Annotated in this window: 17 protein-coding genes; 14 read left to right on the plus strand and 3 right to left on the minus strand. The window is 55.4% G+C overall.

The features are described from left to right. Positions 1 to 49: 49 nt before the first annotated feature. From HOL66_13365 to ilvC, 8 genes are all read left to right on the plus strand, one after another. Positions 50 to 1414: a TrpB-like pyridoxal phosphate-dependent enzyme gene (locus HOL66_13365; protein MBT5245220.1), complete on the plus strand. Its 1365-nt coding sequence runs from the start codon at positions 50 to 52 to the stop codon at positions 1412 to 1414. Between the two features lie 92 nt (positions 1415 to 1506). Continuing rightward, on the plus strand, positions 1507 to 2682 hold the full coding sequence (locus HOL66_13370; GenBank protein ID MBT5245221.1) for an MFS transporter: 1176 nt from the start codon (positions 1507 to 1509) through the stop codon (positions 2680 to 2682). A 113-nt stretch (positions 2683 to 2795) separates the two neighbouring features. After that, the gene (locus HOL66_13375; GenBank protein ID MBT5245222.1) at positions 2796 to 3389 is read left to right on the plus strand and encodes a TetR family transcriptional regulator; all 594 of its coding nucleotides are present in this window, start codon (positions 2796 to 2798) and stop codon (positions 3387 to 3389) included. 4 nt (positions 3390 to 3393) lie between these two features. Continuing rightward, the gene (locus tag HOL66_13380; GenBank protein ID MBT5245223.1) at positions 3394 to 4548 is read left to right on the plus strand and encodes a twin-arginine translocation pathway signal protein; all 1155 of its coding nucleotides are present in this window, start codon (positions 3394 to 3396) and stop codon (positions 4546 to 4548) included. 147 nt (positions 4549 to 4695) lie between these two features. Further along, positions 4696 to 5640, plus strand: a complete 945-nt coding sequence (gene miaA, locus HOL66_13385; GenBank protein MBT5245224.1) for a tRNA (adenosine(37)-N6)-dimethylallyltransferase MiaA — start codon at positions 4696 to 4698, stop codon at positions 5638 to 5640. Between the two features lie 122 nt (positions 5641 to 5762). After that, on the plus strand, positions 5763 to 7526 hold the full coding sequence (locus HOL66_13390; GenBank protein MBT5245225.1) for an acetolactate synthase 3 large subunit: 1764 nt from the start codon (positions 5763 to 5765) through the stop codon (positions 7524 to 7526). 68 nt (positions 7527 to 7594) lie between these two features. Beyond that, the gene (gene ilvN, locus HOL66_13395; protein MBT5245226.1) at positions 7595 to 8083 is read left to right on the plus strand and encodes an acetolactate synthase small subunit; all 489 of its coding nucleotides are present in this window, start codon (positions 7595 to 7597) and stop codon (positions 8081 to 8083) included. 140 nt (positions 8084 to 8223) lie between these two features. Beyond that, entirely contained in the window at positions 8224 to 9243 is a 1020-nt protein-coding gene (ilvC, locus tag HOL66_13400) for a ketol-acid reductoisomerase (GenBank protein ID MBT5245227.1), read from the plus strand. Between the two features lie 101 nt (positions 9244 to 9344). Here the strand turns inward: ilvC and HOL66_13405 are convergent, their stop codons facing one another. Then, positions 9345 to 10355, minus strand: coding sequence for a hypothetical protein (locus HOL66_13405; protein ID MBT5245228.1), 1011 nt, complete (start codon positions 10353 to 10355; stop codon positions 9345 to 9347). A gap of 35 nt (positions 10356 to 10390) precedes the next feature. Continuing rightward, the gene (locus HOL66_13410) at positions 10391 to 10585 is read right to left on the minus strand and encodes a hypothetical protein (protein MBT5245229.1); all 195 of its coding nucleotides are present in this window, start codon (positions 10583 to 10585) and stop codon (positions 10391 to 10393) included. Positions 10586 to 10782: 197 nt separating this feature from the next. Between HOL66_13410 and HOL66_13415 the strand changes: the two genes are divergently transcribed. From HOL66_13415 to HOL66_13425, 3 genes are all read left to right on the plus strand, one after another. Continuing rightward, positions 10783 to 11001, plus strand: coding sequence for a hypothetical protein (locus tag HOL66_13415; protein MBT5245230.1), 219 nt, complete (start codon positions 10783 to 10785; stop codon positions 10999 to 11001). 216 nt (positions 11002 to 11217) lie between these two features. Further along, positions 11218 to 11565, plus strand: a complete 348-nt coding sequence (locus HOL66_13420; protein ID MBT5245231.1) for an addiction module toxin RelE — start codon at positions 11218 to 11220, stop codon at positions 11563 to 11565. Between the two features lie 16 nt (positions 11566 to 11581). Next, positions 11582 to 11914: a helix-turn-helix transcriptional regulator gene (locus HOL66_13425; GenBank protein ID MBT5245232.1), complete on the plus strand. Its 333-nt coding sequence runs from the start codon at positions 11582 to 11584 to the stop codon at positions 11912 to 11914. Positions 11915 to 11926: 12 nt separating this feature from the next. On the opposite strand, the gene HOL66_13430 is transcribed toward HOL66_13425, so the two are convergent. Further along, the gene (locus HOL66_13430; GenBank protein ID MBT5245233.1) at positions 11927 to 12127 is read right to left on the minus strand and encodes a hypothetical protein; all 201 of its coding nucleotides are present in this window, start codon (positions 12125 to 12127) and stop codon (positions 11927 to 11929) included. Between the two features lie 274 nt (positions 12128 to 12401). Between HOL66_13430 and HOL66_13435 the strand changes: the two genes are divergently transcribed. From HOL66_13435 to HOL66_13445, 3 genes are all read left to right on the plus strand, one after another. Next, the gene (locus tag HOL66_13435) at positions 12402 to 12893 is read left to right on the plus strand and encodes a hypothetical protein (GenBank protein ID MBT5245234.1); all 492 of its coding nucleotides are present in this window, start codon (positions 12402 to 12404) and stop codon (positions 12891 to 12893) included. A gap of 6 nt (positions 12894 to 12899) precedes the next feature. Further along, positions 12900 to 13649, plus strand: a complete 750-nt coding sequence (locus HOL66_13440; GenBank protein MBT5245235.1) for a YkgJ family cysteine cluster protein — start codon at positions 12900 to 12902, stop codon at positions 13647 to 13649. Positions 13650 to 14287: 638 nt separating this feature from the next. Beyond that, complete coding sequence (locus HOL66_13445; GenBank protein ID MBT5245236.1) at positions 14288 to 15841, plus strand: 2-isopropylmalate synthase; 1554 nt, start codon at positions 14288 to 14290, stop codon at positions 15839 to 15841. The last annotated feature ends 83 nt before the right edge of the window (positions 15842 to 15924 follow it).

A 15924-nucleotide genomic window follows, 5' to 3' on the forward strand; every position in this document is an offset into this window, starting at 1 on the left:
CTGCCTGAATTGATTAGGTTACCTGAACTTTAAATCTGGGGAGGCCATCATGGGCGATTACAAATATACTTTATCCGAAGATCGTATTCCGAAGCACTGGTACAATATTGCTGCCGATTTACCCGAGCCACTGGCCCCGGTCCTGCACCCGGGAACCGGCCAGCCGATTGGCCCTGACGATCTGGCTCCGTTGTTCCCGATGGCTTGCATTATGCAGGAAGTGACGCAGGAACGTGAAATCGAAATCCCCGAACCGGTCCGCGAAGTCTACCGTCTGTGGCGTCCGGCGCCACTGTATCGGGCTCGCCGTCTGGAGCAGGTCCTGGATACCCCGGCCAAGATTTACTACAAGTACGAAGGCGTCAGCCCGTCGGGCAGTCACAAGCCCAACACCGCCGTCGCCCAGGCCTTTTACAACAAGGAAGAAGGCGTCAAGAAACTGTCGACGGAAACCGGTGCCGGTCAGTGGGGCTCGTCGCTGGCCTTTGCCGGCAATTTGTTCGGTCTTGAAGTCAATGTCTTCATGGTCAAGGTCAGCTTTGAGCAGAAGCCTTACCGCCGCGCCCTGATGGAAACCTACGGGGCGCGCTGTGTCGCCAGCCCCAGCATGGAAACCGAGTCCGGCAAGGCGATCCTCGCCGAACATCCGGATTCCACAGGCTCCCTTGGCATCGCGATTTCCGAAGCCGTCGAAGTGGCGGCCCAGAATGACGACACCAAGTATTCACTGGGCAGCGTTCTCAACCACGTGCTTCTGCATCAGACCATCATCGGTCAGGAAGCCATGGAGCAGATGGAGATGGCCGGTGATGATCCGGATATCATCATTGGTTGCGCCGGTGGCGGTTCCAACTTTGCAGGTCTTGCTTTCCCGTTTTTAGGTCAGCAAATGCGCGGTGGCAAAAAACGTCAGGTCATCGCCGTTGAACCGGCGGCCTGTCCGACCCTGACCCGCGGCACCTTCGCCTATGATTTTGGCGATACCGCCCACTTAACCCCACTGGTCAAGATGCATACTCTTGGCTCAACCTTTATTCCTTCGGGTATTCACGCCGGTGGATTGCGTTACCACGGCATGTCGCCGCTGGTCAGCCATTTGGTCGCTCTGGGGATTGTCGATCCGGTTGCCTATCACCAGACCGGCTGTTTCGACGCCGGTGTCCAGTTCGCCCGCGCCGAAGGCATCGTGCCCGCGCCGGAATCGACCCACGCCGTCAAGGCCGCCGTCGATCAGGCCTTAAAGTGCAAGGAAGAGGGAACGTCGAAGACGATCCTGTTCAACCTGTCAGGCCACGGTCACTTCGACATGCAGGCCTACACCGACTACTTCGCGGGCAAGCTGAAAGACGAAGACTACGATCACGCCGCCCTCGATAAGGCGATGTCGGACTTGCCGCAGGTAGCGGCGGAGTAGTTGGGAATTCGATGCTCTTTATGCTAATTTAAAAACGGGTCTTTCGGGGCCCGTTTTTTCTCTGTGAACATGCTCCAGCATCCCGGGCCCCAATGAAAACCAGCCTCTTCATCCCCTTTTCCATAGGCCATTGCGCTAACGATCTGGTGCCCATTGGGATGTACCTGCTGATCCCTGCGTTCGGTTTGGCCCTGGGCCTGTCGCCGACGGAGATCGGCTTATTGTTTATGATCCATAGCCTAGGCGCTTCCCTGGCCTATTTTCCGGCGGGGCTTTTGGCCGATCATGTGGCAAATCGGGGGATTTTGCTGACCGCAACATTTTTCTGGGTCGGCTTCGGCTATCTTGCAGCCTCGTTTTCCGATGGCTTCTGGTCCTTTGCCATCCTGATCGCCGTTGCCGGAATGGGCGATGCGGCCTGGCACCCCATTGCAACGGGCGTGCTGACCCAGATGCATAAAGCACGTCGCGCCTATGCCCTGGGAATGCATGCCATTGGCGGCCATATTTCAGAGGTTATTGCGCTTCCCGCCGTTGGTCTGTTGTTGTCGATGGCGGATTGGCGCACGGCCATACAGGTGATGGTCATCCCGACATTGCTTATGGGATGCGCCTTTTTCTTTATCGCTGCGAAGGTGCCCCGTCATGTCAACTCCAGGCCGACGCGCGCTGATTTTACGGATATCTGGCGGGTCTGGTCGACCGGGGCGGGCGTTCGCGTCATTGTGCTGTTTATCTCGTACAATATGGGCATGTTCGCGATCATCACCATGGCCCCACTTTACCTGAGGGAAAATCATGACCTTGGCTGGTTGGCCACGGCCATGGCCATGGCGGCGATGATGTTGCCTGGCGCGTTGATGCAGCCATGGATGGGCAAGATATCCGACAGCCTTGGGCGGCGACCGCTGATTATTATCGGCAATGGGGTAGCCGCCGTGGCGGCGTTTGTGGCGTGGCTACCATCCCCATTCGCACTTTCCCTGATTGCCCTTGGGATCGCGCTTACAGCGCTGGTGGCTATCCGGGCGGTGCTGCTGGCCTCGGCAATCGACCATTCAGGTGGCCGCGAAGGGACAAGCCTGGGCCTGACCTTCGCCTTTATGGACGGCTTTGCCGCGTCTGGTGCGGTGCTTGCCGGAATCGTGGCGGAGAGCAATATTGCCAATGCTTTCCTGCTGGCCAGCGGGTTCTCTGTGGTCGCGGTTTTGCTCGCCGTTGCCCAGCCGAAATCCGCTCGCGCAACAACAGACCCGGCGCTTCCATAAACTCAAGATGGTCTTCAACGGTCGTTGGAACCTCCGCGGTAGATTTTGCTCTTGACATTTAAAGTATTTACTCTAATTTAGAGTAATAACTTAAATACAAGGAACATCCGACAATGAAACGCGCCTCAACCAGGCAAGCCATCCTGACCACCGCCATAGAGCTTTTCAATGAAAAGGGGACGGCGGCTGTATCGACCAACCATATCGCCGAGGCGATGGCGATCAGTCCGGGCAATCTGTATTACCACTTTGCCAACAAGGAAGAGATCATCCGCCACATTCATCAGCAGATGGTGGACGATATGGATACGGTCTGGCAGACAGGTGAGGATCGGCTGCCTGCTTTGGAGAAATTCTTCGAGGCAATGACGGCCCTGCAAGGAATGCTCGTCAATTATCGATTTTTCCAGAAAGAGCTGTCGGTCCTGCTGCTCAATGACACGCAACTGGCGAAGGCCTACAAAAAGGTTCGCAAAGCCCGCTTGAAAGAGATCGAAGCTTTCTTCGAGTACTTGATTGAAAACGGCGTTATGCGCAGGCCACAAGACAACAAGACCTTGCCCCGCTTAATTCGCATCGGCTGGCTAATCGGCGATTACTGGCTTGATTTTTTGAGCATTGAGGATCAACCGCTCAATGACAAAAATATTGGTGAGGGTGTTGATCTGATCCGCGAAATCATCCGTCCCTATCTGATTGAAGGATAACATCATGCACAGACGAGACTTTATCAAAGTAATGGCGGCGGGTTCCGGTGTGGTGTTGCTGCCCAGCGTCCTCAGCGGCTGCGGCGAAACCGCTGAAACCGGGCTTGAGGGCTGGAATGGCCCCATGCCCGGTGAAACGGATATCCGCCGGATTGTTTTGTCCTACGCCATTCTGGCGCCCAACCCGCATAACAAGCAGCCGTGGATCGTCGATCTGACAGGCCCTGACAGCTTTGATCTGTATGTGGATCAATCGCGTTTGCTGCCTGAAACAGACCCGCCGTTTCGTCAGGTTCATATCGGTCAGGGCACCTTCCTTGAGAACGCCGCACTGGCGGCAGGGAGCCTGGGCTATGCCGTGGACGTCGTCTATTTCCCGGCAGGCCAGTACGGCAATACGAAAGTAGCCGACAAACCCGTCGCCTCGGTCACCCTGACAAAGGACGGCAGTGCCCGTGTTGACCCCTTGTTTGCGCAGATCACCAAAAGGCAATCGAACAAACGGGTTTATGATGACACCCCTGTGAGTGCGGCCCAGCTTGCCGAACTGGCTGGTTCCATCAATCATCCGGGTCTTGGCCTGACCAATGAGGCGGGCAAGCGTGGCAAGCTGGCCGACATCGCCCGTCTGGCAATGGAGATTGAAACCGCCGACAAGGCTCGCGACGCCGAAACCATCGCCATGTTCCGCTTTAACGATGAAGAACGCGCCCGCTTCCGCGACGGCTTCGGGGTCGCCCAGTCGGGCATGAGTGGCTTAATGAAGATGGTTGCCGAAACATTTTTCCTGGACCGGCGGGAGACCGAAGCCGACAGTACGGACTTCGGTGCCCAGGCCGTCAAGATAACAACCGATCAGGCCAACTCAGCGGCCGCCTTTGGCTGGATCACGACGCCGACAAATAACCGTCTCGATCAGCTGCTGACGGGCCGGGCCTACGAGCGGCTCAACCTGAAGGCGACTGAACTGGGTCTGGCCATGCATCCCATGAGTCAGGTTCTGCAAGAGTACACCGATATGACCACCCTGCAGGGTCAGTTTCTGGGTCTTTTAGATGTTGCCGAAGGGCACACTGTGCAGATGCTGTTCCGCCTGGGGATCGCCGAACCGGTCAGCCATTCGGCGCGTCGTCGTTTAACCGATATCATGCGTGGATAAAGGAGTTTTTAGAAAATGAAGATCAGGGAATTTATTGAAAAGGCAGAGTTGCCGGAATGGGGATGGTGGATTTTGCTTGTGCTGGTCGCGATATAGCTAGGCCTATGCTAGATTTTATCCGCTTCGTGAATTCGTAAGGATCATTTCTTGCAACAACGGGTGATTATTATTGCCGGGCCGACGGCCAGTGGAAAATCGGCACTGGCGATTGATCTGGCGCGGGAATTTTCCGGCGTCATCATCAATGCGGACTCCATGCAGGTCTACCGCGAGCTCGATGTGCTCAGCGCCCGCCCGCCTGCGTCCGATCTTAAGCAGGCCCCGCATCGACTTTACGGGGTTCTGGCCGCTGATGATCCGTGTTCGGTTGGCCGTTGGCTGACCATGGCGGTTGATGAAATCAAGGCCGCCTGGGCGGATGAAAAAGTGCCGTTGGTTGTCGGCGGTACCGGTCTGTATCTTAAGGCATTGATGGAAGGGCTGGCCCCGATCCCCGACGTTGATCCATCTTTCCGGGCTAAGGCGACTGCTCTCCACGGGCAACTTGGGCCCGCGGCTTTTCGCGATGCACTGGCCGCCCTTGACCCGGAAGCGGCGGCCCGCATACCCGCCGGAGATACGCAACGCCTGATCCGCGCCTATGAAGTGGCGCTGGCCACCGGCAGGCCGCTCAGCGACTGGCAAAAGGATCATCCAGCTGAAGCACCCCTTGACGCCGCTTTCGCGGTTATTGTCCTGAGCCCGGATCGGGAAATCCTTTATCAAGGCGTCAATCAGCGTTTCGCCTGGATGATGGACAATGGCGCTCTTGATGAGGTCCGCGCCCTTGATGACTTGTCTCTCGACCCGGCCCTGCCAGCCATGAAGGCGGTCGGGGTGCCGGAACTCAGACGCTATCTGGCCGGTCAAACGGACCTGGAAACCGCGGCCCATGACGCCAAACAAGCGACCCGCCAGTTCGCCAAACGCCAGATGACCTGGCTGCGCAACCAACTTTCAGCTGATTTACCACTATTTGCGCAATATTCGGAAAGTTTGAAGCCTGAAATCTTTTCATTTATTCGTCAATTTATGTTGACCCCGCCGTCATGAAAGACTAGTTTGCGCGTTCAGTTTAGCGGGATTGCTGGGAATCCAAGGACAATCCACGCCAAAATGATGACCAAGGCCGCCCAGTGGCGGCCCAAACTTTGTTTAAGGTAAAGGCCAGGACGATGTCGAAAAACCACATGAGCGGCGCACAAATACTCCTGAAAGCATTGGCTGATCAGGGCGTAGACGTTGTCTTTGGCTATCCGGGGGGCGCTGTCCTGCCGATTTATGACGAATTTTTCAAGCAGAACAAGATCCGCCACGTTCTTGTGCGACAGGAAGGGGGCGCGGTCCATGCGGCGGAAGGCTACGCCCGTTCCACCGGCAAGGTCGGCGTTGTCCTGGTGACATCCGGCCCCGGCGCCACCAACGCGGTGACAGGCTTGCTCGATGCGATGATGGACAGCGTGCCGATCGTTTGCATTTGCGGTCAGGTGCCAACCCACCTGATCGGTAACGACGCCTTTCAGGAAGCCGACACCACCGGCATCACCCGGCCCTGCACCAAGCACAACTATCTGGTCAAGAATGTCGACAATCTGGCGCGCCGTATTCACGAAGCCTTTCTGGTCGCCAAAAGCGGTCGCCCCGGCCCGGTCGTCATTGACTTCCCCAAGGACGTGATGATGGCCCAGGCCGATTACGTGCCGCCGGCCAAGGTCGTCCATAAAAGCTACAAGCCGCAGGTCAAGGGTGACCTTACCAAGATCGAACAAGCCGTTAAAATCATGGCTGGCGCCAAGAAGCCGCTGATCTATGCCGGTGGCGGGGTCATTAATTCAGGCCCCGGCGCCTCGCAGCTTTTGACCCAGCTTGTCCATGCGACGGATTTCCCGTGCACCCTGACGCTGATGGGACTGGGGGCGCTGGCCGCCTCTGACAAACATTTCGTCGGTATGCTGGGTATGCACGGAACCTACGAGGCCAACATGGCCATGCATGATTGCGATGTGATGGTTTGTGTTGGTGCGCGCTTTGATGACCGGGTGACCGGCAGGCTCGATGCGTTTTCGCCAGATTCCGTGAAAATCCATATTGATATTGATCCCTCCTCGATCAACAAGAACGTCCATGTTGACCTGGGCATCGTCGGCGATGTCGGCCACGTGCTGGAAGACATGATCAAGATTTGGAAATCAGGACAGAACCGGGCCGATGAAAAGGCTATGAAGTCCTGGTGGAAGACGATCAACAAGTGGCGCGAACGTAAAAGCCTCGACTACGACCGCGCCTCGAAGATCATCAAGCCGCAGTACGCCATCGAGCGCCTGTACGAGCTGACCAAAAAACAGAACGAGGTCTACATCACCACCGAGGTCGGCCAGCATCAGATGTGGGCGGCCCAGCATTTCCATTTTGAGCGCCCCAACCGCTGGATGACATCGGGTGGACTTGGCACCATGGGTTACGGTCTTCCCGCCGCCATGGGTGTGCAGATGGCGCATCCCAAAGCGTTGGTTATTGATATTGCGGGGGAGGCCTCGATCCTGATGAATATTCAGGAAATGTCGACCCTGGTGCAGTATAATCTGCCGGTGAAGGTGTTTATCCTCAACAACGAATACATGGGCATGGTCCGCCAGTGGCAGGAACTGCTGCACGGTGGCCGCTACGCCGAAAGCCACATGCAGGCCTTGCCTGATTTCGTTAAACTGGCCGAAGCCTTTGGCGGCGTTGGCCTTAGGGCCGAGAAAAAAGAACAACTGGACGACGTCATCGGCGAGATGATCGAATGCGACCGTCCGGTGATCGCCGACATCGCCGTCGACAAGTTGGAAAACTGCTACCCGATGATACCCTCGGGTGCGGCCCATAACGAGATGATTTTCGGCCCCGAAAACGAGACCGACGACCAGGTCTCAGAAGACGGCATGGTGCTGGTTTAGAAATTAACCCGAAAACGGGGACTTAGAAGACAGTGACACCGATTAACGAATTACAAAATACCCATACCATGTCCGTGCTCGTCGATAACGAGCCGGGGGTGCTGGCCCGCGTTATCGGCCTGTTTTCCGGCCGTGGTTACAACATTGAAAGCCTGACCGTCGCCGAAGTTGATATCGAGGAAAACCTGTCGCGGATCACCATCGTCACCTCGGGAACGCCGATGGTGATTGAACAGATCAAGGCCCAGCTGGAACGGCTGGTGCCGATCCACGGGGTCAACGATTTGACCATCGAAGGCCCGCATGTTGAACGCGAACTGGCGCTGGTCAAGGTTCTAGGGGTAGGCGAGAAACGGGTCGAGGCGCTGCGTATCGCCGATATTTTCCGGGCTCGCGCCGTTGACAGCACCAATGACTCGTTCATTTTTGAAATCGTCGGTGACACCGGCAAGCTCAACGCTTTTATCGAACTGATGGTGCCGCTTGGCCTCATCGATGTTTCCAGAACCGGCGTCGCCGCCATTGCCCGTGGCACGGTGGTTATGGACCACGACTGAATTTTTTGAACCTTTACTCAAAGCTCATTGAGCAACCTGCGCTCAAATGAACGCAGATAAGTTGCTCAAATTTATAAAATCGATCAAATTATCTGCATTAAATCTTTTAATGCAGTTTGATCTAACTAAGGAAGACCACCATGCGTGTTTATTATGATCGTGATGCCGACGTTAACCTGATCAAATCGAAAAAAGTCGCCATTATTGGTTACGGCAGCCAGGGCCACGCCCATGCTCTCAATCTGCGCGATAGCGGCATCAAGGATGTCTGCGTCGCCCTGCGCGCGGGCTCCGCCAGCGCCAAGAAGGCCGAAAACGAGGGCCTTAAGGTGATGACCGTCGCCGAGGCCACAGCCTGGGCCGATGTCATCATGATGCTCTGCCCTGACGAGCTTCAGGCCGACATCTACTACGCCGAGATCCACGCCAACATGAAAGAGGGTGCTGCCCTGGCTTTCGCCCACGGCCTTAACATCCACTTCAACCTGATTGAAGCCCGTAGCGACATCGACGTCTTCATGATTGCCCCCAAAGGCCCCGGCCATACGGTGCGCGGCGAATACCAGAATGGTGGCGGGGTTCCGTGCCTGGTCGCTGTTGATCAGGACTCAACGGGCAACGCCCTGGAAGTGGCCCTGTCCTACGCCTCAGGCATTGGCGGCGGACGCTCCGGCATCATCGAAACCACATTCAAGGAAGAATGCGAAACCGACCTGTTCGGCGAGCAGGTCGTCCTCTGCGGCGGCCTGATGGAGCTCATCAAGAACGGTTTTGAAACCCTTGTCGAAGCCGGTTACGCCCCGGAAATGGCCTATTTTGAATGCCTGCACGAGGTCAAGCTGATCGTCGACCTGATGTACGAAGGCGGCATGGCCAACATGCGCTACTCGATCTCAAACACCGCCGAATACGGCGATTACACCCGCGGCCCGCGGATCATCACGAGCGAGACCAAGGCCGAAATGAAGAAGGTTCTGGACGACATCCAGTCCGGTCGCTTCACCCGCGACTGGATGTTGGAGTGCAAGGCCGGTCAGCCGTCCTTCAAGGCGACCCGCCGCCGCAACGCCGAGCACCAGATCGAAGAAGTAGGCGAAAAACTCCGCGCCATGATGCCCTGGATCGCCAAGAATCAGCTGGTCGATAAGGAAAAGAACTAAAGTTCCTCCACCACGTCATTCCCGCGAAGGCGGGAATCCAGTTCTTCAAGAAAAGGCGGGGTCGAAAGGCTTCGCCTTTTTTTGTGCCGGAATAGCCCTGGTTATCGTTCACGGTTTAGCCAATTCACGAGGCATACGCGCGCGACGCGGCTCAATTGCCCAAGCTCCCACCAATCCCGAGTTTCGTCGCTCGGTGATACGACTTGGCCCGCTATATCCCCGGCCAGCAATTTACCTTGGTGGCCGATGCCAGATCGGCGGCTATAGAGGCGGTCTGCAAATTTCCTGAAGCTTTCATCGTTCGACCCGTAGGTTGACATGAAATCAAGAAATTTCTTTCGGATCTTGTACGTTGGCTGCCCACAATTTGGGCAATGGTTCGTCTTTGCACTCCTATGGTCAAATTCGATTAAGGCCTCCAGGCTAGATACGATGCCAATATATGTAAGGCTATCCGAGACCGACCAAGCTTCTAGCGCCTGAGAGAACAAAACGCTTGCGGAGAGGAACGCAATTTTTTCTTCGTCGCCCAATTCAAAATATTTTTCTAAAAGTGGAACTGTAGCATCCGAAAGATCGAGAAGCTTTCCTGTAACCCCAAATTCGCCATAGTACGTATTTGAATCAATAAAAGTGATTTCGGGCGAGAATGGAGTCGAAAACCATTCCCCAAGCTCGCCGAACCCTTTCCAATAATAACCAGTTTGAGCAAATTTCCCCGTTAGAACGTCGCCTTCAGTATCAAGAATCCAACGGTGTTGTGTCGTCTCTTTTTTGATTAGATGCCGGGTTATCACGGACAAAACACTAAGAATTTCCTGTTGCTTGCACCAGTGGTGTTCGGTCTTTAGAAAATTATCAGGTGGGGTATCTGACGACGGGGACAAACCAGCTGTCCGCACCTCCCGTAATTCAGCGATATCCATTTCCTCAAATGAATATTCAATGACGAAAGGGTGATCAGCGTATGAATGCTCAGGTTTTGGCGCATCGTCAGGGAGTGAAAAAATTTGAAGTACATCATTAAAGCGAAAACAGCCTTCGACGGGTTCTGGGGAGTAAGCGATAAATCGAATCAGCCCCTTCCCATCACGGTGATAACTTCTCATCATTTTACTTCCCTGTTCCTAATCTTGTTTCAAAGCATCTAGTTGAACGTCCCTATAAACTGCATAACGAATCCCCCGACCACCAACAGCGCACCAGCTACCATCAACCACCATGCCCTGTTCCAAACCGTGGGATGGAAAGGTATCCCAGTTTTTTTCCAATTCAGGCGTGGAAGAAGGAGCATGACACCAACAATGTCGGCCAGTAATCCGAATTGAGTAAATGTCATCATGGTTGCTTTCCTCTCATTTCCTTTGCGTCCGAAACCCCATACCTTTTTAGAACACCAGTTTTGGAACACGAATGGAACACTTTTGCCTATTACGCATCTGAGCCCGCTCCATCTTTTCCAGCCGGAGCAATCGGAACACTTTTGGCATCCGGTGCTGCGAGCTTGAGGCAGGCGCAATTTCTGCGTATCCTGCGATTATGAAAAAAGAAGATGCCAAAAAGCTTATTCTGACCGAGTTCCCTAGATGGTGGGGGCGAACTCGTGGGGAACGGGAAGAGGCGACGGGTGATAACGCCATAGTGTTCTGTGGTTACCTGCAACAAGAGAAGCCGCACTTGCTTAACTTCCGGGCGGTCTCCAGCAAGGAGAAGCTCATCCATGGCTGGCTTTTGCATGCGCGGCTTGTGACTGACTAAACCGGATTTTCTCATTTCAATGTGTTCCGTTTATCGGAGGAGAAAGAACTGGATTCCCGATCAGGTCGGGAATGACGTGGGGACTTGGGGTGTTGTTTGTTATTATCCGTTAAAAGAAAGTTCCCGCCTCAAAACCCCTGCATCAAAAAATCTACCGCGTTGATGATTTAAAGATGCTCTTGAATGCATACGCCCTTGGAGGCATACTGAATGAAGATGTGGAAAGTTCTTTACTGCGAGGAATTCGATGATGAGTTTTCAGGCTTGTCCGAAGTCGTTCAGGATGAACTGGCTGCCATGGTGCTTCTGCTTAAGGCGTTCGGGCCGGAACTTCGTCGCCCTCATGCGGATACCCTCAATGGATCGAAGCACGCCAACATGAAAGAACTTCGATTCACTGCGGATGAGGGTGTTTGGCGCGTGGCGTTTGCGTTTGATCCTGAGCGCAAAGCCATCTTGTTGATTGCCGGTGATAAAAGCGGCGGTTCTGAAAAGCGGTTTTACCGGCAACTGATCAAGAAGGCTGATAAACGTTATGACGATCACTTGCAGAGCTTGAAATAGGAAAGGGCCTTTGGCTATGGCGAAAGATTTTGACGATATTCTCAAAAAAATGCCGCCCAAACGGCGCAAGAAAATCGCGGCGCGTGGTCAGCAACTGATCGCCGAGCACCTTGCCCTGATCGAACTGCGGGCCGCTATGAACAAAACCCAGGTCAAGGTGGCCAGGGAGTTGGGCGTTCAGCAAACGACAGTCTCACGCATGGAAAAGCGCTCCGACATGCTGATCTCGACCTTGCGCCAGTACATCGAAGCCATGGGCGGCGACCTTGACATCGTGGCGCGGTTTCCCGACAGGCCGGATGTTCATATTGAAGGATTGCAGGAAATAACAAAGGTTAAATCGGCTTAGATATTCCTGCCCTTACTTCTCCGCCGTCAGCACCACCCTTGCGCAGACCATGCGCCGCAGGGCCTGGGCCAGTAATTCGGCGCTTGCGTGGTCCAGGTCTTCAACTTGAAAATCCACATGCAGTTCCCCCTCGCCGTGCCGGAAGCGGGTGGCGATCATACGCTCCGGGATCAGGTGGCGCTTGGCCAGGGCGGCGGTGACGTTTGGCAGCACCGAGATGTCGTTGTCCGCGTGGACGGAAAAGCAGAAAGTGGCTAATTGGGCGCGGGTACGCGCCTGATGTGCGGGAAACATGAAACTAAACTCCAAAGCTGAATAAAGAAGGCGAGAATCGCTAAAGCCCGGCCCTTAAAGGAAGGCCGGGAAAATAATTCGCCGTTCAATCAACTGTGCGGAGTTGGCTTTCATAATGACCGAGGGTATGTCAATTTGACGGCCCACGTCAATGCACAGTGGGGTATTAAGAACGGACAATGTCTAGCAAGGTATTCATTCCATGACGCTATGCATCTGCGGCACCGGTAAGGATTTCGACGCCTGTTGCGGGCCGCTTATTGAAGGCGCTGCTGCGACGACGGCCGAGGCCCTGTTGCGCTCGCGTTATACCGCCTTCGCCATGGGTAAGACGGATTATCTGGTCGATACCCTGACCCCGGAGCTTCGGGACAGCTTCGATCTGGTCGAGGCCGAAAGCACCGCCGCGGGTGCCCAGTGGCAGGGGTTGGAGGTACGCTCCGTCGTTGCCGGCGGGCCGGATGACGAGACCGGCGAGATCGAATTCGTCGCCAGTTTTCGCCTTCGCGACGAGGCCCGCGTTCACCATGAATTGTCACAATTCCGCCGTGAAGACGGGCGCTGGTTGTGCGCCGGCGGCCAAACCAACCCCAAGGGCGGGCCCCGCGAAGTGGTTAAAGTGGGCCGCAATGAGCCTTGCCCCTGTGGGTCGGGCAAAAAATTCAAAAAATGTTGTGGCGCCTGATCTGACATGGAAAAGCATTTCCATTGCACGGCGTGTGGCAAGTGTTGCAATGGCTGGCTGCCGCTGACCCTGGATGACGCCCTTGCCGGTGCCGGTCGCTTCCCCCTGGCCATGGTCCTGACGACGGTCCGCCAAAGTGCCCGGGCTTACAGTATCACCGCCCGCCACGGCACCATCCTGCAATTGTCGAAGAACAAGCGGGTGGCGGTGCAAATCAGCCCCATGTCTTACCTGCCGCCGACCCTTTCCTGCCCAGCCCTGGCCGACGATGGCCGCTGCACCATTCATGGGCAGAAGCCGACCCGCTGTCGGACGATGCCGTTTTCCGGCTACCGCAATGAAAGCGATCAGGGACCGCTGCTTAACCCCAAGGATGGCTGGTTGTGCGACACATCCAGCGCAGCGCCCGTGGTTTACCGGGATAAACAAATCATTGAGCGTGCTGACTTCGAGCGCGAGGCCCGTCAGTTAAACGACGAGGCCGCCATCTTGCGCCCTTACATTGATACCCTGATCGCCAGCGCCCCCAATGTGGCGGCGGGACTGGAAAGTGCGGCCCAAAAAGCCCAAGGCGGCACCGTCGTGCTCAACTTCACAACCGTGCTGCCCAGATTAAAAGACGTCGATACGGCCAGCTTCGCAGGGCAACAACTGCCGGTCCTGAAAGCCTTCGCAAATAAGACGGCGGGGGACAAAAAACTGGCCGACTATCACCAGTACTACGCCCAGAATATCAAGGGCCTGGAAAGGTTTTAGGGAGGTATATATATAAATCGCCCCTCAAGCGCCGGGCGGGATCTCCGATCCCTTGGCTCGCATAAGGATCAAGCCCCTCAATCGCCGGGCGCTCACTCCGTTCGCTTGGCTTAGGCCTCTGGAAGTCAAGTTTCAAATGGCAACAGGAGCCTTATCCATAAAGGCTGAACTCACACACTTTCTTCAAGTCCGCGACTGCGGGCCGCCGCTTATGCGGCGAGCCAAGGGTTCGGAGAACCCGCCCGGCGCTTGAGGGGCTTGTCCTCTTTAACGAGGGGACATCAAATCTTGTTGACAACCCACCCTCTCTCGTTGTCTTTATTCATGGTTAACGTTTCGGGGATAGTGTGGAAGCGGGTAATAACCGGTTCCCGAGTTTTGGTCTTTTATGACCACGAGGCTTATTTGATGAAGATGTCGATGCCAGTTTTTGATTTGATTTCGCACCGTCTGCGCTCCTGCGCCGCCGGGCGTCTTCTGCTGGCTGACCTTCTTGCCCCCCTTGGGAACCTACGACTTAGGTGCCCCTGAGATTCGGTCGTCGTTTTTAATAAACGCACACGTGACCGGCGTTCAGGGGAAGCGAACTCCATTTAATTTTGTACGCACACCTATAGACACGTAAGGACACCAGTCCCATGAGTAGTAAACAGACAAACAATATAGTAATTTTCGACACCACCTTGCGCGATGGCGAGCAGTCGCCGGGCGCTTCCATGAATCTGGATGAAAAGTTACGCATCGCCCAAGTTCTCGAAGCGATGGGCGTTGATGTCATCGAAGCCGGTTTCCCGATTGCATCGGAAGGCGACTTCGAGGCGGTCAGCGAAATTTCCAAGATCATCAAGGACTCGACGGTTTGCGGCCTGGCCCGCGCCACCCGCGGTGATATCGAACGCTGCGCCGAAGCCATCAAGGACGCCCCGCGTGGCCGTATCCACACCTTCCTCTCAACCTCGCCACTGCATATGGAATACAAGTTGCAGATGGAGCCCGAGGCGGTCTTCGAGAAGGTCAAGGAAAGTGTCACGATCGCCCGCAACCTGTGTGACGATGTGGAATGGTCGGCCGAAGACGGCTCGCGCACGGATCATGACTTCCTGTGTCGTTGCGTCGAGGCGGCAATCGATTGCGGCGCCAGCACCGTCAACATCCCCGATACCGTCGGCTACGCCATGCCCGATGAATATGCGGCCCTGATTACGATGCTGTTCAACCGGGTTCCGAACATCGACAAGGCGATCATTTCCGTTCATTGCCACAATGACCTGGGGCTGGCCGTTGCCAATTCGCTGGCCGCCGTTCAGGTCGGCGCCCGGCAGGTCGAATGCACCATCAATGGTCTGGGCGAGCGGGCCGGCAACGCGGCCATGGAAGAAATCGTCATGGCCCTGAAGACGCGTGCCGATCATGTGCCGTTCAGCACCGGTATCGAGACGTCGCATTTCATCAAGGCCTCGAAACTGGTCTCGACCATTACCGGCTTCAATGTTCAGCCAAACAAGGCAATTGTCGGCGCTAACGCCTTCGCCCACGAGTCAGGCATTCATCAGGACGGTATGCTCAAACATGCCGGAACCTATGAAATCATGACCCCTGAATCGGTCGGTTTGGGGATGTCCAAACTGGTGTTGGGCAAGCATTCGGGCAAACACGCTTTTTCGGAAAAATTGAAAGCCCTGGGTTACGATCTGGGTGACAACGCCGTCAAGGACGCCTTCATGCGGTTCAAGAATCTGGCCGATTTGAAAAAGGAGGTCTTCGACGAGGACATCGTCGCCCTGGTCGATGACGAGGTCGTGCGGGCCAATGATCACATTCGCCTGGTGTCCCTGGAAATTAACTGTGGCACCGTCCACCGCCCGCCTAAGGCGAGCCTGGAAATGGAAATCGATGGCGACAGCAGGACCTGCACCTCAACCGGGGACGGTCCCGTTGATGCGGCTTTTAATGCGATCAAGGAGTTGTTCCCGCACACCGCTGATTTGCAACTCTATCAGGTTCACGCGGTCACACATGGCACCGATGCCCAGGCAGAGGTTACGGTCCGCCTGGGAGAGGATGGCAAGACCGTCAATGGACAAAGTGCGGACACGGACACCATGGTGGCTTCGGTAAAAGCCTATATTAACGCTTTGAACAAGCTGTTGGTGAAACGTGAGAAAACTGCACCTTCCGCACTTTCCGCCTAGAGCCGATCACACTTAAACGGAATCATTATTTGATTCAGTTTAAGTGTGTGAATCGGCTCGCTCTTTAAAAAATCGATCAGTTC

It is taken from the genome of Rhodospirillaceae bacterium, assembly GCA_018662005.1.
Taxonomy (GTDB): domain Bacteria; phylum Pseudomonadota; class Alphaproteobacteria; order Rhodospirillales; family JABHCV01; genus JACNJU01.